Below are 23,194 nucleotides of genomic sequence, written 5' to 3' on the forward strand. Positions count from 1 at the left end.
CCCGTCAGTCGAGCATCAGCACCTTGGCCAGAATGATCTTTGGACCTTTCATCTTCTTGATGATGATCCGCAGGCCTTCGACTTCCAGCACTTCTTCCTCTTCCGGCACCCGTTTCAGGGTTTCGTAGATCAGCCCGGCGAGGGTTTCGGCTTCGATGTGGTCCAGGTCGATCCCCAGCAGGCGCTCGACCTTGAACAGCGGCGTATCGCCCCGCACCAGCAACTTGCCCGGCTGATAGGCGAGGATGCCGCGCTCGGCCTTGCGGTGTTCGTCCTGGATATCGCCGACCAGCACTTCCAGCACGTCTTCCATGGTCAGGTAGCCGATGATGTTGCCGTCGGCTTCTTCGACCACAGCGAAGTGCGAGCCGCCCTTGCGGAACTGCTCCAGCAGCTGCGACAGCGGCATGTGCCGGGAAACGCGCTCCAGCGGGCGGGTCAGCTCGGCGAGGTTGAACGACTCGGGAATGTGATCCAGCGCTGCCAGTTCCAGCAGCAGATCCTTGATGTGCAGCAGGCCGACGAATTCCTTGCGCTCGCTGTCGTACACCGGATAACGGCTAAATTTGTGGCGGCGGAACATCGCCAGGATTTCTTTCAGCGGGGCGTTGAACTCGAGGGTGATCAGGTCTTCCCGGGAGTTGGCCCAGTCGACCACTTCCAGTTCGCCCATTTCCACCGCCGAGGCCAGCACGCGCATGCCCTGGTCGCTCGGGTCCTGGCCACGGCTGGAGTGCAGGATCAGTTTCAGTTCTTCGCGGCTGTAATGGTGCTCGTGATGCGGCCCGGGTTCACCTTGACCCGCAATGCGCAGGATGGTGTTGGCGCTGGCATTGAGCAGGTAGATCGCCGGGTACATGGCCCAGTAGAACAGGTACAGCGGCACCGCCGTCCACAGCGACAGCAGCTCGGGTTTGCGGATCGCCCAGGATTTGGGTGCGAGTTCGCCGACCACGATGTGCAGGTAGGAAATGATGAAGAACGCGGTGAAGAACGAAATGCCTTTGACGACTTCGGCCGACTGCACGCCGACCGCGCTCAGTAGCGGTTCGAGAATGTGCGCGAACGCCGGCTCGCCGACCCAGCCCAGGCCGAGGGAGGCGAGGGTGATACCGAGCTGGCACGCCGAGAGGTAAGCATCGAGCTGACTGTGTACGGTGCGCAGGATGTGCCCGCGCCAGCCGTGCTGTTCAGCGATGGCTTCGACCCGGGTCGAGCGCAGTTTGACCATGGCGAACTCCGCCGCAACGAAGAAGCCGTTGAGCAGAACCAGGATCAGAGCGAAAAGAATCATGCCGAAATCGGCGAATATGGTTGCGAGGGACAAGCCAGGGGAAGGGTCCATGATGGAGTTTTGCGGGTTCCGTGTGATTCGAAAGAAAGAAAAATCCGCACCTGAAAGGCAGGCGCAAGTCAGCCAATGTAGCGGCTGACCTGGCGATTGCCTAGTCCGGCATTACTCAGCGGCGCTGATGACCCGTGCCTGAGCGACCTGGGCCGGGGCGAAATGGCAGGTGAAGGTGCTGCCATGACCGGGCACGCTGCTGATCTCCATCCGTGCGCGATGGCGCAGCAGCACGTGTTTGACGATGGCCAGGCCCAGGCCGGTGCCGCCGGTGTTGGAGTTGCGGCTGGAGTCGACGCGGTAGAAGCGTTCGGTCAGGCGCGGCAGGTGTTTGCTGTCGATGCCGATCCCGGAATCCTGCACGCTCAGGTGCGCACCCTGATCGTCGCCCCACCAGCGGATGCGGATATTGCCTTCGGCCGGGGTGTATTTGACGGCGTTGAACACCAGGTTGGAAAACGCACTGCGCAGTTCCGCTTCGCTGCCCTTGAGTAGAATGCTGGTGTCGGCTTCCAGGGTGATTTTCTGATTCTTCGAACCTGACAGCTGCTGGGCGTCGCTCTTGATCGACTGCAACAGGGTGTCGATGTGCACCGGCTGATTGTCCGACGGGTAATCGGTGGCTTCCAGCTTGGCCAGCAACAGCAAGTCGTTGAGCAGGGTCTGCATGCGCCCGCCCTGCTGCTGCATCTGCTGCAGGGCGCGGCTCCAGCGCGGGTTCACTTCCTCAACGTTGTCGAGCAGGGTTTCCAGGTAGCCGCAGATCACCGTCAGCGGGGTGCGCAGCTCGTGGGAGACGTTGGCGATGAAGTCTTTGCGCATCTGTTCCAGTTGATGGATGCGCGTGACGTCGCGCACCAGCATCAAGTGTTCGTTGTTGCCGTAGCGCGTGAGGTACAGCTGGATGCGTACGCGATCGTTGGTCGGCGAGGGGATTTCCAGCGGTTCGGCGTAGCTTTCCTGCTCGAAGTATTCCTTGAAGCGCGGATGGCGGACGAGGTTGGTCACCGGTTGACCGCTGTCCTGCGGGGTCTTGAGACCGAGCAGGGTTTCGGCGGCGCGGTTCCACCATTCCAGGTTGCCGTCGCTGTCGAGCATGATCACCGCGTCTTTCAGCGCAGCGGTGGACTCCTGGACGCGGTCGATCACCGCTTGCAGGCGCCCGCGTACCCGTTGGTCGCGGCGTTGCAGGTGGTAGATGCTGTCGAACACCTCGCCCCACAGGCCATAGCCGTCGGGCGGTGCTTCATCGGGTTGGTGCAGGCGCAGCCATTCGTGCAGGCGCAGCAGTTGCTTGAGCGTCCAGGCCAGGTACAGGCCCAGGCCTGCCGCCAGACTCCAGCCGTAGTAGCCGGTGATCAGGCCGATCACCAGGCAGCCGGTGACCAGCAACAGCATGTGGCGGATCAGGGTGCCATGCCAGTTTTGGTTCACGGAAAATGCGGTCCTTGTCTACGGGGCTGGCGCTCGGCTCAGGCCTTGGTGGAGAACCGGTAGCCGGTGCCGCGCACGGTTTGTACCAGATTTTCGTAGGCGTCGCCGAGGGCCTTGCGCAGGCGCCGGATGTGCACGTCGACGGTGCGCTCTTCAACATAGACGTTGCCGCCCCAGACCTGGTCCAGCAACTGGCCACGGGTGTAGGCGCGCTCCTGGTGGGTCATGAAGAATTGCAGCAGACGGTATTCGGTCGGGCCCATCTCGGCCGGACGGCCGTCGATGGTCACGCGGTGGCTGATCGGGTCGAGCAGCAGGCCGCCGACTTCGATCGGCGCTTCGCCATCGGTCGGGCCGGCGCGACGCAGCACGGCCTTGAGGCGTGCCACCAGTTCGCGGGGGGAAAACGGTTTGGTGATGTAGTCGTCGGCGCCGACTTCCAGGCCCTGGATCTTGTTGTCCTCTTCGCCCTTGGCGGTGAGCATGATGATCGGGATGTCCCCGGTCAGTTCGTCACGCTTGAGGCGGCGGGCCAGCTCGATGCCGGAGGTGCCGGGCAGCATCCAGTCGAGCAGGATCAGGTCCGGCTTGCGGTCGACGATGATGGCGTGGGCCTGCTGCGAGTTCTCTGCCTCGAGGCAGTCATAGCCGGCCATTTCCAACGCAACGGCGATCATTTCGCGAATGGGCGCTTCGTCGTCGACGATCAGAATGCTCCTGCCAACCATGCCTTAATCCTCTTGTCATTTAACTGTCTTGCGCCGCATTAGATAACGGAATTATTGCAGTCGTGTGACAGTATTTTAGTCCGGCGGCGATTGCGCGAATCCTGAACTAAGCTTTAAGTCCGAATCCTGACAACCACAAGAGAAGGTTTCCATGACTCAAATGACTGCTTCCTTTAAGGCTTTGCTGATGGCTGCCGCCCTGACTTTGCCTGGACTGGCGATGGCGGCCGAGCCGGCCATGATGAAAGACGGAATGATGGTCGACCACAAGGGCATGACGCTTTACACGTTCGACAAGGACAGTGGCGGCAAGTCGATGTGCAACGGCGACTGCGCCAAGAACTGGCCGCCGCTGATGGCTCCCGCAGGCGCCAAGGCCGAAGGCAAATGGACGGTCATCAAACGCGATGACGGCATGATGCAATACGCCTACGACGGCAAACCGCTGTATACGTTCATGAAGGATGAGAAGCCCGGAGAAATGAAGGGCGATGGCATGAAGGACGTGTGGCACGTGATGCGCGAGCACAAATAAACGCAAATGCCCTGTGGGAGCGAGCAAACTCGCTCCCACAGGTTCTGTGGATCAACGCAACGCATAATCCAGCACGATCCCGACGAAAATCGCCAGCCCGGCCCAGTGGTTGTGCAGGAACGCCCTAAAGCAACGCATCCGGTCCCGGTCGCGGGTGTACCAGAACTCCCAGGCGTAGCATCCGGCCGCCACCAGCAGGCCGAGGTGGAACCACATCCCCAGCTCGAATTTCGATCCCGCCAGCACCAGGCAGCCCAGTGACAGAGCCTGCAAGGTCAGGATGATCACCCGGTCGGCATCGCCGAACAGGATCGCCGTGGATTTCACGCCGATCTTCAGGTCATCGTCGCGGTCAGTCATCGCGTAATAAGTGTCGTAACCCACCGTCCACAGCAGATTGGCGATCCACAGCAGCCAGGCCGTTGCCGGCAGCTCACCGGTTTCGGCGGTGAACGCCATCGGCATCCCCCAGGAGAACGCCGCGCCCAGCACCACTTGCGGGTAGTAGGTGTAGCGCTTCATGAACGGATAGGTGAACGCCAGCGCCAGACCGCCCAGCGACAGCCAGATCGTCGCCGCATTAGTGCACAGCACCAGCAGGAAACTCACGCCCATCAGCAGCGCGAAGAACACCAGCGCCTCTTTAGAACTGATCTTGCCGGCAGCAATAGGCCGCTGTGCAGTGCGTTTGACGTGGCCGTCGACCTTGCGGTCGGCCCAGTCGTTGATCACGCAGCCGCCGGCACGGGTCAGCACCACGCCGAGGACGAAAATCACGATATTGGCCAGCGATGGCGAGCCTTTACCGGCAATCCACAGGGCCCAGAGGGTCGGCCACAGCAGCAGGTAAATGCCGATCGGCTTGTCCATCCGCGTCAACTGGATGAAGTCCCAGGCGCGCGGGTTCAAGCGATTCAGAGATTTGAGCAGGCTTTGGTACATCAGCAGTTCTCCGGACGGGCGCGGACGGCTTCCCACAGCGTAGGCAGGAAAATCTCCGCCACCAGTACGCTCAATGCGCCACGGTCGAACCGCGAGCGCCGTCCCCACAGGCCGGCAGCCCGGGAACCTTCGGGCAACCAGTGTTCCGGGTAATGGCAGACCTCGATGGCGCGACGCTGGAAGGCGTGATCGCAGAACAGCAGTTCGCCCAGCGAGCGGCTGCCCAGTTCATCCATGTGCAAGCCGTCGCCCTGCAAGGCACTGCGCGACGCCACGCTGCGGGCGAACACCCAGGCCTCGCCATGCCCACGCAGATACACCTCGCGCACCCAGCCCTCGCTGCCTTCGGCCAGATCCAGCGCGGCGCATTCGTCGTCGCGCAGGGTCTGCCAGCCTTCGAACAGCGGCGTCACGCTGAAGCCGTCATCGGACAGACGGGTCAGGCGGCGGGTCAGGGAGCCTTCGTCGAACAGCCAGTCGAGCGTGGATGTGTCGGGGAGGGGTGTCAGGTGGCTTTGCGGGCACCACAGCGGGGCATTTTTGAGTTGCACAATGAGTCAGTATTGGCAGCAAATGAGGCGGCGAGCTTACCATGGTGAGCCGCGAGTTTGATTGATCCGGGTCGCCGCTGCGCCGAACAGGCTTGCATCTGCCCGGCACGATCAGTACAAAACGCCCTGAGCCGGACGGCAGCGCTGCACCATCGACCGTCCGCGCCGGTTAAAGCCTGAACCCTGAGGAAGTACCTGAATGAAAAAGTGGCAATGTGTGGTCTGCGGCCTGATTTACAACGAAGCCGACGGCTGGCCGGATGACGGCATTGCGCCGGGCACCCTGTGGCAGGACGTGCCGGAAGACTGGCTGTGCCCGGACTGCGGCGTCGGCAAGATGGACTTCGAAATGATCGAAATCAACTGAGAAAACACTGAGGAGTAGGGCATGAGCGCACCTGTCGTAATCGTTGGCACCGGGCTGGCGGGTTACAACCTGGCCCGCGAGTTTCGCAAACTCGATGGCGAAACCCCGTTGCTGCTGATTACCGCCGATGACGGTCGCTCCTACTCCAAGCCGATGCTGTCCACCGGCTTCGGCAAGAACAAGGACGCCGACGGCCTGAGCATGGCCGAGCCGGGCGCCATGGCCGAACAGTTGAAGGCCGAAATCCGCACCCACACCCGCATCAGCGGCATCGATCCGGGCCACAAGCGTCTGTGGATCGGCGAGGAAGCGGTGAGCTATCGCGACCTGATCCTCGCCTGGGGCGCGGAAACCGTGCGTGTGCCGATCGAAGGCGATGGCGCGGACCTGGTGTTCCCGATCAACGATCTCGAAGACTACGCCCGTTTTCGCGCCGCAGCGGCCGGCAAGCGTCGGGTGTTGCTGCTCGGCGCCGGACTGATCGGCTGCGAGTTCGCCAATGACCTGATTCTGGGCGGCTACGAGGTGCAGCTGGTCGCGCCGTGCGAACAGGTCATGCCGACTCTTCTGCATCCCGCGGCGGCGGCTGCGGTGCAGGCCGGGCTGGAAAGCCTCGGTGCACGTTTCCACCTCGGCCCGGTGCTGACCCGCCTGCAAAAAGTCGCGGATGGGCTGGAAGCGCACCTGTCCGACGGTCAGGTTGTCCCGTGCGATGTGGTGGTCTCGGCCATCGGCCTGCGCCCGCGGATCGACCTGGCGGCAGCCGCCGGCATCCAGACCAATCGCGGCGTGGTGGTCGACCGTCACCTGCAAACCTCTCACACCAACATTTACGCCCTGGGCGACTGCGCCGAGGTCGACGGGCTGAATCTTCTGTACGTCATGCCCCTCATGAGTTGTGCGCGAGCGCTGGCACAAACCCTGGCCGGCAACCCGACCGTGGTGAACTATGGACCGATGCCGATCACCGTGAAAACCCCGGTCTGCCCACTGGTGGTTTCCCCGCCGCCTCGGGGCCGCGAGGGTGTTTGGACCGTTGAGGGGCAGGGCGCCGATATCAAGGTGTTGTGCCACGACGCAGAAGGGCAATTGCTCGGTTACGCCCTGACCGGCGCGGCGGTGATGGAAAAACTCGCACTGAACAAACAGCTTCCGGCCTTGCTGGCGTAAATACTGGTCGTTCTGTCGGAATCACCCCGCTTTTGCCCCCACAAACGTCGCGGGGAGACTGGCGCCGCCCTTAACCGCGTGCCATCCTCACTCCCGTCTGCCGCAGAGTAGAGCCTGCGGCGCCTTGGGCGCTGTTCCAACGAGAACAGCACGGACATAACAACAAAAAACCGTCAAAGGGGCTTCACTAATGCGTAAACCAGAACTCGCCGCTGCAATCGCTGAAAAAGCGGATCTGACCAAAGAGCAGGCCAACCGCGTTCTCAACGCCGTTCTCGAAGAAATCACCGGCGCCCTGCACCGCAAGGACAGCGTCACGCTGGTGGGCTTCGGCACCTTCCTGCAACGCCACCGCGGTGCCCGCACCGGCAAAAACCCGCAAACCGGTGAACCGGTGAAGATCAAGGCCAGCAACACCGTTGCGTTCAAGCCAGGCAAATCGTTGAAAGACAGCGTTAATCCGTAATCGCGGCGAATGCCCGGTCAGCTGGGCGCGCTGCATGAAAAATGGGCATACCGATTGCGGTCGGATGCCCATTTTTTTGGCTGATGGCGAGCCGAGCTGGTCTTGGTGGATCGTTATGGGATTCGTCTAGCCGGTTACCCGTAGGTGGCCAGCACCATTCTGGCGAACTCGTTCTTGCTTGGCTGGTGTCCATAAGATTTCAGGTATTTACGCCACTCGGATTCGAGTATGGGACTTTCGTATTCACCCTCCGTCGCCAGATGCGCAGCTGCATCGTCTATCAAGGCTTGGGTGTAATGTTTCGAGGGGCCATCCAAACTGGCGTCTGAAGTTGAAATGAACGGTCCAACCGTTGTGAATAGCAACCCGATCCCGGTCAGCATCGAGAACTCCAAGGGGCCACCGTTCAATAGGCATCCAAATCCGATGCAGCCCTCAGCACGAGCAGAGGTGCTGGTTGTGAGCGTTAGCATGACAACCAAAGCGCATCCAAACCCTGATATTGATCGTTTATTGTGTCTGCCGCTCATGATGGTTTAACGCTCCCTGACGTTACTTATGGATCCCTTTGTTCAGTGATTGCAGATTGGCAAGTGACTGGAGGGGGTGAGATGCCTTACCAGCTCCCGAAGGGGATGCCGTATTTTTCGATGTAGGTTTTGGACTCCGGTGAAAGAGGTAGCGCGTAGCGTCCTCCATTTTTCCCTTGATACGGCCCCTGCTTGACGATGCTCCCTTCAACCCGAGTTATCTCGACAGACTTGAGACAAGGCGCTCCCAGCCAGACCTTGGCAATGCCGCCTGGAGCCAAGCCAATACCTATGCGGTCGCGGTAGTCTGTGATCCATTTGCCATCCAGTCTGCAAAAAGCCTTTTCCGGTTTGCGCATGATTTCCCGCGCGGACTCGGGAATAACAATGTAGGCCTCGTAGGTTTGAGGCTCTGCCAATGATTGCCATCGCACATAGATCAAGCGGGGAAGATCGGCACCGGTGACGTCACGTCCGGCGCCGCTGCCGGGGCTGTCAGGCCATCCTGCGGGCTTGCCCTTGTTGTCGGCGGGGGTGTTCACCGAGGCAATCCCGGCGCCGGCGCGTTTGAATACACGTTCGCGGATATCCACCACGTCGGCCGTTTCAATCCAGACCTCCATGTAGGTGGGTGCACCGAAGCCAAGATACCAGGGCTGTTTGGTGATCGGCTGTGCATTGCTTGGAGTGCAGAGCAACAACAGCAATCCGAAGATGAAACCTGTGTTTTTTTTGATGGGACGAGTGGGTTTATTCATGGGGGTGCACCACTCGTTGTTTGTCTTTTGTCGGTCGGTTTATGAAAACAATGCTCATGTCGCTGTTGTTGAAATCTTTGGCTGCGTTCCAGTGCGCAGAAAGATGGATATAGCGACTGCGTAACAAAGCCCGTTCTTTGATAGTCAGTCCTTCAACAGATGACTCGCCCAAGGCGTAAGCCTGGAGTTTTTTGTGAATGGGTATTAACTCTACGGGCAAATTTAGCTCTGGCCTGTCGGGAATCAACTTGAGCGGTACACCGGCTCTCACCGCAAGCTCATGCATGATGCGTAGATACACCAGCGACAACTCACCGTGTACCGGGCGCTCAATCATGGCCGCAGCATAAACCCGCTTCTGGGGATCCGGTGTGGATCGGCCCCTTTCCAATCGTTGAATGACAGGGGTTTCCCAGAGTGCAACCCGCAGTTGATTGCCTGGAGCGTCATCTTCGATGACGCCTTTTGTATACCAGGCAAACGCCTCCTTTTCGGCAGTGACGTAAGCTGCGCTACGGGTCGCTTCGTGGCTTCGGCTGATGGTGCTGGTGACCGGACTGCTCAATAGAAGTTTCTCCCTGGCCCTGGGCAGATAACCACCTCCCAGATCCGAGTGGGCGCCGGGTAATACCAGATCAATCTCACCCAGGCTGTTAAGGGCAAAGTTCTCGCGATGTTCATCACGCGCCACCAGGTGCACCACTTTGTTGGCGCAACCCTCCGGCAGCTTCAAGTTCAGTCCCGGATTTCTGCTGTTGGCGCCAGTGAAGTCGAGCAACCATGGATTGGCGATTGCCGCGACGGTATCAAACAGACCAATGAAGTTGATGCCGATACTGGATTGTGGATCCCAGTCAAAGCCACTGACCAAGAACGGAGAGCCCGCTGGCAGCGCCTTTGCGAGAATGCTGCGCTTGCCCTTGAGTACCTCGTTCGCGAAGTGCCGTGCAGCGGCGGCGCCGCGACTGAAACCGAAAATATCGAGCTCGATTCTTTCTATTAGCGCATTGGGGTTTTTTTTAATCAGTGTTCGCATTTGGTCCATGATTTTTTCAGGGCTCTGCTCCACACGAGCCAGAACACCGGTTTCGCCTCGGCCGGTTGCCTGTGCGTAAAGTGAATCGCCTCCATCAGCGGTTGTACCGATGCCTTCGATGTATACGCGCAAGGAAGCCTGTTTCGTGTTCTCTGGTAATACGTCAAAGGCATGGTCTGTATACAGCTCATGCAACCGCACGATATTGCTTACATCATTGCCGTAGCTGTTATCCGGCGAGTTGCCATTTCCGTCATAGCCATAAGCGGCGCAGTGCTTCTGAATCTCTTCGGCTGCCTCCGCCAGATTGGCATCTGGCGCATAGCAGGCCGCGACCGTTTCGCTGTTGGCCTTGTTGTTCCCCGTCCCATCGAAAAACACGCCGATCCGCAAGGTGATGCCGGCAGGCGTTTCATCCTCCAGTTCGACCTCTTCCTCCTCTTCTTCGAGTTCGGCGTCTTCCGGGTCTTGAGTGGATGAGGCCGTCAGCCCGACCTCCAATGCCCCCGCCATCGCGGCTTCTGGATGATCAACGGCTCCGCTGGTGGACGTCTTTCCTCCCGCCACGATCTCGGTACTGCTGAAGATCCCACCCCTGTCGATCACGATATGGTGACTGCCCGCCTTCAGTGTGATGCTGGCGCCTGCATCCAGCACCACGCTGGCGCCGGCCTTGATCTGCACCTGCTGGCCCGCCTCGACGGTGATGATTTTTCCGGCCGTCGTCTGGCTGCTGCCCTGGATGCTTTCCCAACGATCACGCCCGACCGCCAGCCGGCTGTCATGGAGAACCTGCCGCTCCATGTCGCGCTGGGCACGCAGGTAGACCAGTTCCAGTCCGGCGCGGTCTTCAATCGTCAATTCGCTGTAGCCGCCGGTGTCGGGCGAACTGCGACTGCGCAGCACGGTTCGGGTCTTGTGCTCGGGAAGCTTGTAGGGTGCAGGGGTGACCTTGTTGATCACGCAGCCGGTAATCAGCGGCTGGTCGGGATCACCTTCCACGAAGGTCACCACCACTTCCATGCCGAGGCGGGGGAGGGTGACGACACCGAAACCGTTACCGGCCCAGCTTGACGACACCCGCACCCAGCAACTGCTGCGCTCACTGTTTAATTCGGCTCGGTCCCAGTGGAATTCGACTTTTACCCGACCGAACTCATCGCAGTAGATCTCTTCGCCTTTGGGGCCTGTCACCCTGGCGGTCTGGCTGACCAGCGGGGGCCGGCGTGCGGGCAGTGGCGGGCGGAACACTACTTCGGCAGGAATGGCGCAGAAGGTGTTGCGATAGCCTTGGGTAAAGCCGTCCGCCGATTGAGTTTCGCTGCTGGCCGACTCCTCCAGAACTTGCGGCTGCCGTCCGGTGTGGGTGACACCGAGCAGCAGCCACAGACCGTTGTAGTTCTGACGAGGGTGTTCGGTCAGTTCAAGCAGATGGCCACAGCGCAGGGTCGTCTGGTTGCTTTGACCCTCGGCTATTTCATAATCGGCGCGATGGCGTTCCAGGGCCTGACGGGCCAGATGCTTGCCGCGCTTTTCGTTGTCCAGCAGCAGCGGGTATCGGTAGTCCTCAAGCGTCGGTGTGAATCCGGCGCTGAAGCGGCTTTCGAGTAAAAGCGTCGGTCGCTTCAGGTCGTAACCACGCCGGGTGACCCGGCTTGTCCGAGTGGCGGCGCGCAAGGAAAAGCTGCTGACCACCGGATATTCCGGGACCATCCCGTTTTCCCGCCGGAAGGGCGTGGGACGCAATGTCGGGAGGAAAACCGCATCATCGGTGAACACCAGCAAATGGCCTTGCGCCGAGTGCTGATGATGCCAGGCGATTCCCTCCTCGGCACACAGGCGCTGGATGAACTCGAAATCGCTTTCGCCGTATTGGGTGCAGTACTCCCGTGCCACGAGGGGCTGGACATGAAAAGTGAACGCATCGACGAGGATGCCGTGTCGCTTGAGCGTTTGCGTGATGATCTGCGGGACGGTCTGACTCTGGTAAATCCGTTGATCGTGACTGAACTGCAAATAGTGGAGGCTCGGCACCAGTGTCAGGCGATAGCGGGTCAGGCGTTTGTCGGATTCACCCGCCAACACATCGTCGATGCATCCATGAATGCCTTCATCGTTCAGGCCGAACTGCAGGAAGGCAGTCTGACCGAGCAGGCCTTCCATATCGAAGTCGGGATCTTCACTGACCAGTTCGACGTGAATGGCATAAAGGGTGCTGACGGTCTCGGTGCCCTCGAAGGCCAGCACCTTGAAGTCATTGCGAACAGCAGAAATCTGCAGAGTGAAGTGCGCAGAACTGACAGCTCCAGGCATACGCTTGTCCTTAAGCAGAGAGAGAAATCGGCGTGATGTCGAAACCCTCCCTGGTCAGCGCACGCGAACATTGGCCGGCACGCTAACAAGGCGTTAAACAGATTTATGTAAGAAGGATCGCTTGTTTAAGTCGGAGCTTTCCGGGTTGTAAAACAACGTGGAAATTGTGGGAAAAGGCTGTGAGAAAGTGACAGCGGATGATTGGAATTCTGCGTAATAGTCTTGTGCAGCCAAGGATTCATGACTATTAAATATATAAAATGCCATCAAATTGATGGCACTTTTAATGTTGTCTGTTGTCGCCAGTCATTTGTTAATAAATGGCGGTGTATTTTCGGAAGCGTCCTACTTCAAATTTTTTCGGGGTTTGTCATGCTTTCTCCGCTTACTTGTGGAACGAGCGTGCAGATGTTCCAGACGCCGCGCTCCGGCCGCTCTGGCCCAATGCTTCCGGAAGGGATAGGCTTAAAAGTGAAATATAAAGGCACATCAGGGAAACCCCTGGCACATATAGGGCGATCTCCTACAGCGCCCAATGAACAGTTCGTCTTGTTGTTTAATCAGATGCTTGCTAGTGGCCATCATAGTGATTACGATGCGCGCACTTGAAAGAGCAAACACTCAATTGGATGAGTCTTCCGACTGCTCTTCGATACTGTCCCGCGCCGCTGCAACTCCAATAGGCGCACGATCGTAATCCTAATAAAGGCCATGGATGTCCTACTCAAGCAAACTTTCCGCCCATTACCTCGAACTCGCTAAAGTCTCTGTTTCCAAAGAGAATTTTGCGGGCGAAGACGTTCGCTTTTCGAGCGAATTCGAGGCGCTGGAAAGCGAGCTGGCCAAAGCCTCGTCGATGCACGAAAGCGGGCAGATCGACTGGCTGAAAATTCGCGAAAACAGCGAAAACCTCCTGCGTACCCAATCCAAGGATTTGCGTGTCGGCGCCTGGCTGACGTGGTCGCTGTACCAGCGTGAATCCTTCCCCGGCCTGCTGGCCGGCCTCGGTCTGCTGCACCACTTGTCGGAAAACAATTGGGCCGAAGTTCACCCGCTCAAACCCCGCACCCGGGCCGCCGCCATCGGCTGGCTGGTGCCGCGTCTTGAGCAGGTCATCACCGAGAACATCGCGATCAAGGAACAGCTGCCGATGTTCCGGCAACTGTCCGAGCATCTGTCCGGTCTCGACGCCGCCTGCACCGAGCATCTGGGCGATGATGCGCCACTGCTGCTGCCGCTTTCCCGCCGTCTGAAAACCATGATCCAGCGCGCCGCCGACAACCAGCCGGCACCCGGTGTTGTGGGCGCGGCGGTGGCGCAGGTCAAGCAGGCCGCCAGCCAGTTGCTGGCGCCGGGCGCGCCGATCGACAACGAGAAAGAAGCCCACAAGGCCCTGCGTGCACAGCAGGAAAGCGCCCGCCCGTTGTGCGCCTGGTGGCTCAAGCAGAAAGCTACCGACCTGCGCGCCCTGCGCCTCAACCGCACCTTGCTGTGGATGACGATCGACGCGGTGCCCGAGCGCAACGCCGAGCAGATCACCGTGCTGCGCGGGTTGCCGGTCGACAAGCTCAAGCAGTATCAGGACCGTTTCGATCAGGGCAAATACGCCGACCTGCTGGTGGAACTGGAGGCGAGCCTGGCGAAGGCGCCGTTCTGGTTCGATGGCCAGAGGATGGTCTGGGAATGTCTCCAGAACCTCAACGCCGAGCTGGCCATGCGCGAAGTGGAAATCCACTTCGCGCTTTTGATTCAACGCCTGCCCGGCATCATCGAGCTGCGTTTCCATGACGGCGCGCCGTTCGCCGATCCGTCCACCCGGGCGTGGATCGCCGCCAACGTCATGCCGCACCTGCAAAGCGCCAGCGCGCCGCGCAAGGTCGAAACCGAAAACGCCGAAACCCAGCCGGCCTGGGAAAAGGCCCTCGAAGAAGTCCAGCCGATCCTGCGCAAGGAAGGCCTCAAGCCCGCAGTGCAGATCCTCAAGCAGGGCCTGCAATCGGCGCACGGCGGCCGCGAACGCTTCTTCTGGCAGTTCGCCCTCGCGCGGCTGTGCTTCCTGGCCAAGAAATACGAACTCGCCAAGAACCAGCTCGAAACCCTCGATCAGACATTACAGGACTCAGGCCTGCACGCCTGGGAGCCCGATCTTGCATTGGAAGTGCTGCACCTGCTGCACAGTTGCTGCGAGTTGTTACCGCAGAACCATGCCGTACGTGAACGCAAGGAAGAGATTTATCGCAGGCTGTGCCACCTCGATCTCGAAGTGGTACTCGAATAGGCCCCAGGGCCACAACCGCAAGGAGAAAAGCCATGGCCAAAGAAGGCTCGGTAGCCCCCAAGGAACGCATCAACGTCACCTTCAAACCCGCCACCGGCGGTGCTCAGGAAGAGATTGAACTGCCGCTGAAGCTGCTGGCAATCGGTGACTACACCCACCGCAAGGACGATCGCAAGATCGAGGATCGCAAGCCGATCAGCATCGACAAGATGACCTTCGACGAAGTGCTGGCCAAGCAAGAGCTGGGTCTGACGCTGAGCGTGCCGAACCGTCTGCAGGAAGATGGCGAGGCCGACGAGCTGGCTGTGCAACTGCGCGTCAACTCCATGAAGGACTTCAACCCGGCCAGCCTGGTCGAGCAAGTGCCTGAGCTGAAAAAACTGATGGAACTGCGCGACGCGCTGGTGGCCCTCAAAGGCCCGCTGGGTAACGCACCTGCGTTCCGTAAAGCCATCGAAGGCGTGCTCGCCGACGACGAATCCCGCGGTCGCGTACTCGGTGAGCTGGGCCTGAACGCCGCAGCCCCGGACGCCTGAGACTCCAGCAGCCAAGGAAGCCAACACAATGAGCACTAGCGCAGCACAACAGAACGCCGCAGAAAACGGCGAGTACAGCATCCTCGACAGCATCATCGCCGAAACCCGCCTGACGCCGGACGACGAAGCCTACGACATCGCCAAACGCGGTGTGTCGGCGTTCATCGAAGAGCTGCTCAAGCCGCAGAACAACGGTGAGCCGGTCAAGAAAGCCATGGTTGACCGCATGATCGCCGAGATCGATGCCAAGCTCAGCCGTCAGATGGACGAAATCCTGCACCACCCGGACTTCCAGGCCCTGGAATCGTCGTGGCGTGGCCTGCAACTGCTGGTCGACCGCACCAACTTCCGCGAAAACATCAAGATCGAAATCCTCAACGTCTCCAAAGAAGACCTGCTGGACGATTTCGAAGACTCGCCGGAAGTGATGCAGTCGGGCCTGTACAAGCACATCTACACCGCTGAATACGGCCAGTTCGGTGGTCAGCCGGTTGGCGCGATCATTGCCAACTACTACATGTCCCCAAGCTCGCCGGACGTGAAGCTGATGCAGTACGTGTCCAGCGTAGCCTGCATGTCCCACGCACCGTTCATCGCCGCCGCCGGCCCGAAATTCTTCGGCCTGGAAAGCTTCACCGGCCTGCCGGACCTGAAGGATCTGAAAGATCACTTCGAAGGCCCGCAATTCGCCAAATGGCAGAGCTTCCGTACCTCGGAAGACTCCCGCTACGTCGGCCTGACCGTGCCGCGTTTCCTGCTGCGTAACCCGTACGACCCGGAAGAAAACCCGGTCAAATCGTTCGTGTACAAGGAAAACGTTGCCAACAGCCACGAGCACTACCTGTGGGGCAACACCGCTTACGCGTTCGGCACCAAGCTGACCGACAGCTTCGCCAAGTTCCGCTGGTGCCCGAACATCATCGGCCCACAGAGCGGCGGCGCGGTTGAAGACCTGCCTCTGCACCACTTCGAAAGCATGGGCGAAATCGAAACCAAGATTCCTACCGAGGTTCTGGTTTCCGACCGTCGTGAATACGAACTGGCCGAGGAAGGCTTCATCTCCCTGACCATGCGTAAAGGCTCCGACAACGCGGCGTTCTTCTCCGCAAGCTCGGTGCAGAAGCCGAAGTTCTTCGGCATCAGCGCAGAAGGCAAGGCAGCAGAGCTGAACTACAAGCTCGGGACCCAACTGCCGTACATGATGATCGTCAACCGCCTGGCTCACTACCTGAAAGTGCTGCAGCGCGAGCAACTCGGTTCGTGGAAAGAACGTACCGACCTCGAGCTGGAACTGAACAAGTGGATCCGCCAGTACGTGGCCGACCAGGAAAACCCGAGCGCCGAAGTCCGTGGCCGTCGTCCGCTGCGCGCTGCGCAAGTGATCGTCAGCGACGTTGAAGGCGAGCCGGGCTGGTACCGCGTCAGCCTGAACGTGCGTCCGCACTTCAAGTACATGGGTGCCGATTTCACCCTGTCGCTGGTTGGCAAGCTGGACAAAGAGTAAGAGCGACTCATGGACGGATACGGCAGCCTTTTCGAACGCCTCAACGGCGACGCGGAACTACGCAAGGGCAGGAGCCTCGAGGCTTCGGCCATGGCGTCGGTGGCTGCCCATCTGGCCAAAATGCTCAGCACCCGGGCCGGCAGCGTGCAAACGCTGTCCGACTACGGGTTGCCCGATCTCAATGACATGCGCCTGAGCCTGCACGACTCCCTGAGTCAGGCCCGCCTGGCCATCGAAAGCTTCATCGAAGCCTACGAGCCGCGCCTGAGCAACGTGCGTGTCATTTCCCTGCCGCGTGACCACGATCAGCTTCGCCTGGCCTTCAGCATCGAAGGTCTGCTGGAAGTCGAGGGTTTCAAGCGTCAGGTCAGTTTCTCCGCGCGCCTGGATGGCAGCGGTCAAGTGAAGGTCAACTAAGGAGAACCCCGATGTCTGGCAAACCTGCAGCACGCGTATCCGACCCCACCGCTTGCCCGCTCCCCGGCCACGGCACCAACCCGATCGCCGCCGGTTCCGGCGACGTGTTCTTCGACGGCCTGCCGGCGGCCCGCCAGGGCGATGCCTCGGCGTGTGGCAGTGCATTGGTCGGCGACCTTGCGACCACGGTTCTGATCAATGGCAAGCCGGCCGCCACCGTAGGTTCAGTCGGGGCCCATGGCAACAAGGTCACTGCCGGCTCCGGGACGGTAATCATCGGGAATTCGCATACGCCTGCACCGTTTTCGGGGCTTGCTGCCCTGGCGGTCGCCGCTGCTCTGGAATACCGACTGGGTCTGAAGTCGGGTGGCAACTCGGTTTTGACCCCGCTGGAAATACCGGACTTCGATGAACTGAAGTCCGGAACATCGAAAAACCGCGAACTGGTCGACTTCGTCGTCGAGAACCGGATGGACGCGGCAGACAGTGTGAAGCTGGAAGTGCTGGACGGCGAAAAGCCGGTCTACACCGAAGCCAATACCGCCCCGTTCTTGCCCCCTGGCAAGCACCCGTGGCAATGGGATGGGTACGACACTGCCGGCATCCTCGACACCAAAATCCTGAAAAGCCCGAACCTCAAAGTTCGTCTGACCGCGACCGGAGCGGGCAAGCAGCAAGTCACCGAAGTGAAGCTCACTTGTTCGGCTGACGAGGTGAAGTGGGTCGATGCGCGTATTGATCGCAATGCCAAGACCGTGGAAGTGACGCTGCGCCCGAGCTTCTCGGAGGGTGGCAGCACTGGTTCCACGCCTGGCCTGGTGCCTACGCCGCTCAGCACTTTGCTGGGTTGGGCCAAGGAGGGCATCGAATTGTATTGGTCACGCAATGGTTCGCGCGGTGGTGGCATTGCCGAAGGAATCGCGACCAGCAAAGGGGTCTACAAAGTCACGGTCAAGGCCGAGGTCAACGTCGAGCCAAAGGCCGGGAACTTCCCGTTGATTGACTCGTTGTCAGCGGACTTCGGTCGTTCGACCAGCCTGGCAATTGCCCGTAAGGTTTACCACAACGCTGGCTACGCCTTTGACCAACTCGTCAAGCGTCAAGGCCTTACGGCTGCGGATGCTGCCAACTATGCGCAGGAAGAGTTCAAAGAGACCTCGGCCCATGAATTCGGGCATCTGATTCTCAACGAATACGGTGGTGGGCTGATCCCGAACTACTCGTGGACGCACAAAGAAACCTCAACGTTGATGCAAAACCCCAAGGCAAACCACCCGACACCGAGCACGGGTGAGGTGGATGTCATGCATTACTTCAGCAGCTACACCCAGACGTCCACCAACCTGCAGAAGCGCATGGCCGCTTCTGAACAGGACGTGAAAAGCCTGCTTTGGTTGGCCAGGGTTGAATTCAATGACTAGGTTCGCCGGTTTCATCCTGCTGTTTGTTTCCTTGTACGGCTGTGCGGCGCAGCAGGTCTACAACAACCATGTGTACATGGAGAACCGTTGTGGCCAGCCACTCGAGATGAAGGTTTCCAATAGCTCAAACATGCACTCACTGGATCGCACCCTGACAGTTGCAGCAGGCGCTCGTGCGCTCGTGGCGAGTTTTGCCTCGTACGGTGAAGACGTGATCGAACAGATCCCGAGCAACTATCAGCTGACCATCGACGACGCTGCGGGCAGTAAATCCATTGACGCCACTCAGTTGAAACAGCGCCTGGCAGTTGTCGAGAAAGTTACTGAAGGAACCCAGCGCGAGTGGACGATCCGTGAGGCTTCGATCTGCCCATGAAGCTGTCAGGAATCATCTGCATGTTGGGCTGGTCCGGGCCTTTCGCGTTTTTGGCCACGTTGACTGCCTGCGCTGCTCAACGGGTCTATCGCAATGACGTGTACCTGCAGAACACTTGTGGAGTACCGCTGGAGCTGACGTTGGCAAACGACTCCAACTACGACGATCAACCACGCAGCTTCACGTTGGCTCCGAATGAGCGCAGCTCTGTCGCCAACTATCAATCCTTCGGCGAAGACGTATCCGGTCAGATCAGCGACCGATACAGCCTGAAGCTTAAAAGTCCGGCCGCGACTAAAACCATCGACGCGCAGACATTACGAAAAGCCTTGGCGAGCATAGAAAAAACTGAAGAAAGGGGTGTTCGCTCATGGACGGTCGATAACGGGGCTTTCTGCCCATGAAGCGCTTTTTTCGGATCGGCTCCAAGAAGCTCAGTGCCTGGCAATGCCTTGTAGCTTTTCTCAGCTCGGTCGGTTTGCTGGCGATTCTGATCGGCCTTGCGTTGCTGTTGCGAATGGAACACTCCACCGAGCCCAAGCTGTTCGCCCATCCCAATGCTCTGTGGATCGGTGCCGAAGATGGCGGGGTATTCGTTGAAATTACCAGGAGCGAGGCACCGGACTACTACGTTGAGATCCGCCACGAGGGTGGTGGAATGTGGACCGAAGGTTGGATTCGTTATGGCACACGGGACAGTTATCCGCTCAGCGCCGCAGCTGTCGGCGGCTACGATGGCGTCGAGCTCTATCTGTACACGGGCGTCGCGATCACGTCGCAAAAACAGGGAATTGCGCAGCAATGAATATCTACGTGCGCCTTGCTCTGTGTCTGGTGATTCACGCGGTGGGATGCGTGGCCTACGTATTTCTGAACAACGCAGTCGTTGTGGCCTACAAGGCGTTTAACGGCGGATTTACTACCCGTGGGGTGGCGATCGGTATTGCTCACTACATGTTCATTTACATCTTTTTCGGGGTGAACGCGCTGGCCGCGATTATCCCGAAACTGTGGGCCAAGCTCGGCCTGCTCACACTAATGGTTGCCTGGATTCTATTCATGATGGTGCCCGACAACCCGTTGCGGGCGCTGTTCTACACCGTGGCTCAGGGCGGGGTGACGTTGCTGGCGATTCTGGCCACGCAGCTCATTGAGCTGCGCCTGGAAAAGCGCGCGTTGATGCGGCAGGCAATGCCTGCGATTGCTTCGCAGAACGTGCTTTCGAAGATGAGGACCTGCCCGTGATCGGTGTATCGAATCAGATGCCCATCCTCAGCCGCGCGCAGCTGAGTTTTTTCATGGGTGCCTTGTGGACGCCATTCTTGGCCATGCTGGCGTTTTCATCCTATGGCCTGTGGATTGGCGATTATTCGACATTCGATTCGTCCGAGACCCACTGGGTGTATCTGTTGTGGTTTGGCATGCCCGGACTGTTGTTATTTGCGCTGTGGGTATCGCGAACCGCGAAGAGCCGCAATGAGCAGCAGGCGCTGCGAATGGTCTGGCTGGCGCCGTTGAAGATCATCCCTTTCTACGCGGTGCCCTGGATGCTTTATGGCTTGTGCAGCCTGGTCATCGGGCCGTTCGACAATGCTTTCATGGCCTATGGCTGGATCCTGCTTGTGCCGTACCTCCTGATCGCCGGTTACTTCTGCGCCGGCGTGACGGTTGCGCTCTACAGGATATTTTTTTGATGAGTTCCACTACCAGGCAGGTAACCCGTGTCCTTTAACCACTACTACCAAAGCGAACTCACCGCACTGCGCCAACTGGGCCGCCGTTTCGCCGAGCGTAGCCCGGCGTTGGCGCCGTTCCTGGGGCAGGCCGGGCGGGATCCGGATGTGGAGCGGTTGCTTGAAGGCTTTGCGTTTCTGACCGGGCGGCTGCGCCAGAAGCTCGATGACGAGTTGCCGGAGCTCAGCCATTCCCTGATGCAGTTGTTGTGGCCGAACTACATGCGCCCGCTGCCGGCGTTCAGCATTCTGCAGTTCGACCCGCTCAAGCGTTCCGGGCCGGCGCTGAAGGTCGAGCGTGATACGCCGATCGAGAGCGTGCCGATCGAAGACGTGCGTTGCCGCTTTCGCACCTGCTACCCGACCGAAGTCATGGCGCTGGATCTGGCCGCGCTGAACTACTCGGTGAAGGGCGACGGTTCGCTGCTCAGCCTGCGCCTGGAGATGAGTGCCGACGGCCACCTCGGCGAGCTGGAGCTGAGCAAACTGCGCCTGCACTTTGCCGGCGAGCGCTACATCAGCCAGATGCTCTACCTGAGCCTGCTGCGCAACCTCGACGGCATCGAACTGATCCCGCTCGACGGCGCCGGCAAGCCGATCGATGGCGTGAGCGGCAAGCCGATGGCGTTCAAGATTCCGGGCGATCGGGTGAAACCGGTGGGCTTTGCCGAAGAAGAAGCGCTGATCCCGTATCCGCTGAACACCTTCCGCGGCTATCGCTACCTGCAGGAATACTTCGCCTTCCAGGACAAGTTCCTGTTCGTCGATGTCCACGGCCTGGACATTCTCAAGGCACTGCCGGAAGACACTCTCAAGCAGATGCGAGGCCTGGAATTGCGCTTCGACATCCGCAAGAGCGGCATCATGCGCATGCGTCCGACCCTGGATAACGTGAAGCTGTTCTGCACACCGATCGTCAACCTGTTCAAGCACGACGCACTGCCGATCCGTCTCGACGGCAAACAGGACGAATACCTGCTGCTGCCGGCCGAATACGATCTGGAAAACTGCGGCGTGTTCTCGGTGGAAACCGTGACCGGCTGGAAGCCCGGCGGTCTCGGTTATCAGGAGTACGTGCCGTTCGAATCCTTCGAGCACGACCCGAGTTTCGACGTGCCCAACAGCCGTCCGCATTACAGCATCCGCCAGCGTTCGTCGCTGCTGCACGACGGCCTCGACACTTACCTGAGCTTCGGTATCCGCCACACCGAAGCCCATGAAACCCTGTCGATCGAGCTGGTCTGCACCAACCAGAACCTGCCGCGCAAACTCAAGCTCGGGCAGATCTGCATGGCCTGCGAAGAGACCCCGGAGTTCCTGAGTTTCCGCAACATCACCCCGGCCACTTCCAGTTTTGCGCCACCGCTGAACCGTGACTTCCTGTGGAAGCTGATCAGCAACATGTCGCTTAACTATCTGTCGCTGGCCGACGTCAATGCATTGAAGGTGATTCTCGAAACCTACGACCTGCCGCGCTACTACGACCAGCACGCGGAGAAGGTCAGCAAACGTCTGCTGGGCGGCCTCAAGCACATCAAGCATCACCACGTGGACCGCTTGCACCGTGGTCTGCCGGTACGCGGTTTGCGCACCGAACTGACCATCGACCCGGAAGGGTATATCGGCGAAGGCGACCTGTTCGTCTTCGCCTCGGTTCTCAATGAGTTTTTCGCGCTTTACGCCAGTCTCAATTCATTCCATGAGCTGCGGGTAAAAAGCACACAGGGAGAGGTGTACCAATGGACACCACGTATGGGCCTGCAGCCCCTGCTTTAAGCGGGCTGACGAAGGTAATACGCGAGTACTCGCTGTTTCAGGCCGTGCTGCTGGTGATCGACCGGCTGCGCGATGCGCACCCGTACCTGAGCGAAGACGACCTGTACGACCAGCTGGAATTCCAGGCCAACCCGAGCCTCGGATTTCCGCGCAGCGACGTCGATCGCGTGGAGTTTTTCGAAGAGCACGGAAAGATGCGCGCGCGCCTGCGGTTCAACCTGATCGGCCTGGTCGGTTCCGGTTCACCGCTGCCGGCGTTCTATGGCGAACAAGCCCTGGGCGACAGCGAAGACGGCAACCCGACGCGCAATTTCCTCGACCTGTTCCACCATCGCCTGCAACGGCTGATGCTGCCGATCTGGCGCAAGTACCGCTATCGCGCGAGCTTCCAGAGCGGCGCGGTCGACCCGTTTTCCTCGCAACTGTTCGCCCTGATCGGCCTCGGTGGCGACGAGATTCGCAAGGCCAAGGAACTGAACTGGAAGCGCCTGCTGCCGTACCTCGGCCTGCTGAGCCTGCGGGCGCACTCGGCGGCGCTGATCGAAGCGGTGCTGCGTTACTACTTCAAGCACGAAGACCTTGTCATCGAGCAGTGCATCGAGCGCCGCGTGGAAATCCTCGAAGAACAGCGCAACCGCCTCGGCTTCGCCAACAGCGTACTGGGTGAAGACCTGGTGCTGGGCGAACGCGTGCGCGATCGCAGCGGCAAATTCCGCATTCACATCACCGAACTCGACTGGGAGCGATTCCACGAATTCCTGCCGATCGGTTTCGGTTACCAGCCGCTCTGCGCGCTGGTGCGGTTCACCTTGCGTGACCCGCTCGATTACGACATTCGCCTGGTGCTGCGCCCGGAAGAAATCCGCGAACTGCGCATTGGCGAGAAGAACGACTGTCGCCTGGGTTGGACCAGTTGGCTGGGCTGCGAAAAAGCAGACGGCGTAGTGACCCTGGGCAGCAAAATTCATTAAGGACGTG

Annotated in this window: 23 protein-coding genes and 1 pseudogene; 16 read left to right on the top strand and 8 right to left on the bottom strand. The window is 59.6% G+C overall.

Translation table 11 applies throughout. The annotated features are described in order from the left end of the window. Positions 1-4: 4 nt before the first annotated feature. The 3 genes from JKA62_RS24040 to phoB form a co-directional block, all read right to left on the bottom strand. The gene (locus JKA62_RS24040; RefSeq protein ID WP_007954342.1) at positions 5-1,345 is read right to left on the bottom strand and encodes a hemolysin family protein; all 1,341 of its coding nucleotides are present in this window, start codon (positions 1,343-1,345) and stop codon (positions 5-7) included. 111 nt (positions 1,346-1,456) lie between these two features. Next, positions 1,457-2,743 (bottom strand): phosphate regulon sensor histidine kinase PhoR, encoded by a 1,287-nt coding sequence (gene phoR, locus JKA62_RS24045; RefSeq protein ID WP_232253752.1) that lies wholly within the window; start codon positions 2,741-2,743, stop codon positions 1,457-1,459. A gap of 74 nt (positions 2,744-2,817) precedes the next feature. Further along, complete coding sequence (phoB, locus tag JKA62_RS24050; protein WP_003229608.1) at positions 2,818-3,507, bottom strand: phosphate regulon transcriptional regulator PhoB; 690 nt, start codon at positions 3,505-3,507, stop codon at positions 2,818-2,820. Positions 3,508-3,658: 151 nt separating this feature from the next. On the opposite strand from phoB, the gene JKA62_RS24055 reads away from it, so the two are divergent. Continuing rightward, positions 3,659-4,042 carry a COG4315 family predicted lipoprotein gene (locus JKA62_RS24055; RefSeq protein ID WP_197868906.1) on the top strand — a complete coding sequence of 128 codons (384 nt, stop codon included), beginning with the start codon at positions 3,659-3,661 and terminating at the stop codon, positions 4,040-4,042. Positions 4,043-4,093: 51 nt separating this feature from the next. On the opposite strand, the gene ubiA is transcribed toward JKA62_RS24055, so the two are convergent. Beyond that, complete coding sequence (gene ubiA, locus JKA62_RS24060) at positions 4,094-4,984, bottom strand: 4-hydroxybenzoate octaprenyltransferase (protein WP_201819783.1); 891 nt, start codon at positions 4,982-4,984, stop codon at positions 4,094-4,096. Further along, positions 4,984-5,535: a chorismate--pyruvate lyase family protein gene (locus JKA62_RS24065; protein ID WP_201819786.1), complete on the bottom strand. Its 552-nt coding sequence runs from the start codon at positions 5,533-5,535 to the stop codon at positions 4,984-4,986. Before JKA62_RS24065 ends, ubiA begins: the two co-directional genes overlap by 1 nt. Before the next feature lie 199 nt (positions 5,536-5,734). Here JKA62_RS24065 and JKA62_RS24070 point away from each other — a divergent pair, with 199 nt between their 5' ends. From JKA62_RS24070 to JKA62_RS24080, 3 genes are all read left to right on the top strand, one after another. Further along, complete coding sequence (locus JKA62_RS24070; RefSeq protein WP_007954349.1) at positions 5,735-5,902, top strand: rubredoxin; 168 nt, start codon at positions 5,735-5,737, stop codon at positions 5,900-5,902. A gap of 21 nt (positions 5,903-5,923) precedes the next feature. Then, a complete protein-coding gene (locus JKA62_RS24075; RefSeq protein WP_201819789.1) occupies positions 5,924-7,072 on the top strand; it encodes an NAD(P)/FAD-dependent oxidoreductase in 1,149 nt (382 codons plus the stop codon). A gap of 190 nt (positions 7,073-7,262) precedes the next feature. Beyond that, the gene (locus JKA62_RS24080; protein ID WP_003213368.1) at positions 7,263-7,538 is read left to right on the top strand and encodes an HU family DNA-binding protein; all 276 of its coding nucleotides are present in this window, start codon (positions 7,263-7,265) and stop codon (positions 7,536-7,538) included. A gap of 134 nt (positions 7,539-7,672) precedes the next feature. On the opposite strand, the gene JKA62_RS28985 is transcribed toward JKA62_RS24080, so the two are convergent. The 3 genes from JKA62_RS28985 to tssI form a co-directional block, all read right to left on the bottom strand. Beyond that, on the bottom strand, positions 7,673-7,921 hold the full coding sequence (locus JKA62_RS28985; RefSeq protein ID WP_236676644.1) for a hypothetical protein: 249 nt from the start codon (positions 7,919-7,921) through the stop codon (positions 7,673-7,675). Positions 7,922-8,154: 233 nt separating this feature from the next. After that, on the bottom strand, positions 8,155-8,826 hold the full coding sequence (locus JKA62_RS24090) for a DUF2931 family protein (protein ID WP_201819794.1): 672 nt from the start codon (positions 8,824-8,826) through the stop codon (positions 8,155-8,157). Then, entirely contained in the window at positions 8,819-12,175 is a 3,357-nt protein-coding gene (gene tssI / locus JKA62_RS24095; RefSeq protein WP_201819797.1) for a type VI secretion system tip protein TssI/VgrG, read from the bottom strand. Before tssI ends, JKA62_RS24090 begins: the two co-directional genes overlap by 8 nt. Positions 12,176-12,890: 715 nt before the next feature. Between tssI and tssA the strand changes: the two genes are divergently transcribed. The 12 genes and pseudogenes from tssA to tssG all read left to right on the top strand — a co-directional run bounded on the left by tssA (position 12,891) and on the right by tssG (position 23,187). Further along, positions 12,891-14,453 (top strand): type VI secretion system protein TssA, encoded by a 1,563-nt coding sequence (gene tssA / locus JKA62_RS24100; RefSeq protein WP_011336601.1) that lies wholly within the window; start codon positions 12,891-12,893, stop codon positions 14,451-14,453. A gap of 32 nt (positions 14,454-14,485) precedes the next feature. Continuing rightward, positions 14,486-14,989: a type VI secretion system contractile sheath small subunit gene (gene tssB, locus JKA62_RS24105; protein ID WP_003229587.1), complete on the top strand. Its 504-nt coding sequence runs from the start codon at positions 14,486-14,488 to the stop codon at positions 14,987-14,989. Positions 14,990-15,017: 28 nt separating this feature from the next. Then, on the top strand, positions 15,018-16,493 hold the full coding sequence (gene tssC / locus JKA62_RS24110) for a type VI secretion system contractile sheath large subunit (protein WP_011336600.1): 1,476 nt from the start codon (positions 15,018-15,020) through the stop codon (positions 16,491-16,493). Positions 16,494-16,502: 9 nt separating this feature from the next. Next, entirely contained in the window at positions 16,503-16,910 is a 408-nt protein-coding gene (tssE, locus tag JKA62_RS24115; RefSeq protein WP_039765135.1) for a type VI secretion system baseplate subunit TssE, read from the top strand. 11 nt (positions 16,911-16,921) lie between these two features. Further along, a pseudogene (locus JKA62_RS29080) lies at positions 16,922-17,215 on the top strand (PAAR domain-containing protein); the annotation flags it as partial. Between the two features lie 1,108 nt (positions 17,216-18,323). Beyond that, entirely contained in the window at positions 18,324-18,707 is a 384-nt protein-coding gene (locus JKA62_RS24125; protein ID WP_011336598.1) for a hypothetical protein, read from the top strand. A gap of 20 nt (positions 18,708-18,727) precedes the next feature. Continuing rightward, positions 18,728-19,111, top strand: coding sequence for a hypothetical protein (locus JKA62_RS24130; protein ID WP_201819802.1), 384 nt, complete (start codon positions 18,728-18,730; stop codon positions 19,109-19,111). Then, positions 19,108-19,512 carry a hypothetical protein gene (locus JKA62_RS24135; RefSeq protein ID WP_011336596.1) on the top strand — a complete coding sequence of 135 codons (405 nt, stop codon included), beginning with the start codon at positions 19,108-19,110 and terminating at the stop codon, positions 19,510-19,512. Before JKA62_RS24130 ends, JKA62_RS24135 begins: the two co-directional genes overlap by 4 nt. Then, on the top strand, positions 19,509-19,952 hold the full coding sequence (locus JKA62_RS24140) for a hypothetical protein (protein ID WP_201819804.1): 444 nt from the start codon (positions 19,509-19,511) through the stop codon (positions 19,950-19,952). Before JKA62_RS24135 ends, JKA62_RS24140 begins: the two co-directional genes overlap by 4 nt. 17 nt (positions 19,953-19,969) lie before the next feature. After that, positions 19,970-20,401: a hypothetical protein gene (locus tag JKA62_RS24145; RefSeq protein WP_011336594.1), complete on the top strand. Its 432-nt coding sequence runs from the start codon at positions 19,970-19,972 to the stop codon at positions 20,399-20,401. A gap of 27 nt (positions 20,402-20,428) precedes the next feature. Further along, positions 20,429-22,216 (top strand): type VI secretion system baseplate subunit TssF, encoded by a 1,788-nt coding sequence (gene tssF, locus JKA62_RS24150; RefSeq protein ID WP_011336593.1) that lies wholly within the window; start codon positions 20,429-20,431, stop codon positions 22,214-22,216. Further along, positions 22,180-23,187 carry a type VI secretion system baseplate subunit TssG gene (gene tssG / locus JKA62_RS24155; RefSeq protein WP_201819806.1) on the top strand — a complete coding sequence of 336 codons (1,008 nt, stop codon included), beginning with the start codon at positions 22,180-22,182 and terminating at the stop codon, positions 23,185-23,187. The genes tssF and tssG overlap by 37 nt, the downstream gene beginning before the upstream one ends. The last annotated feature ends 7 nt before the right edge of the window (positions 23,188-23,194 follow it).

The organism is Pseudomonas sp. B7 (assembly GCF_016735645.1).
Taxonomy (GTDB): Bacteria; Pseudomonadota; Gammaproteobacteria; order Pseudomonadales; family Pseudomonadaceae; genus Aquipseudomonas; species Aquipseudomonas glycinae.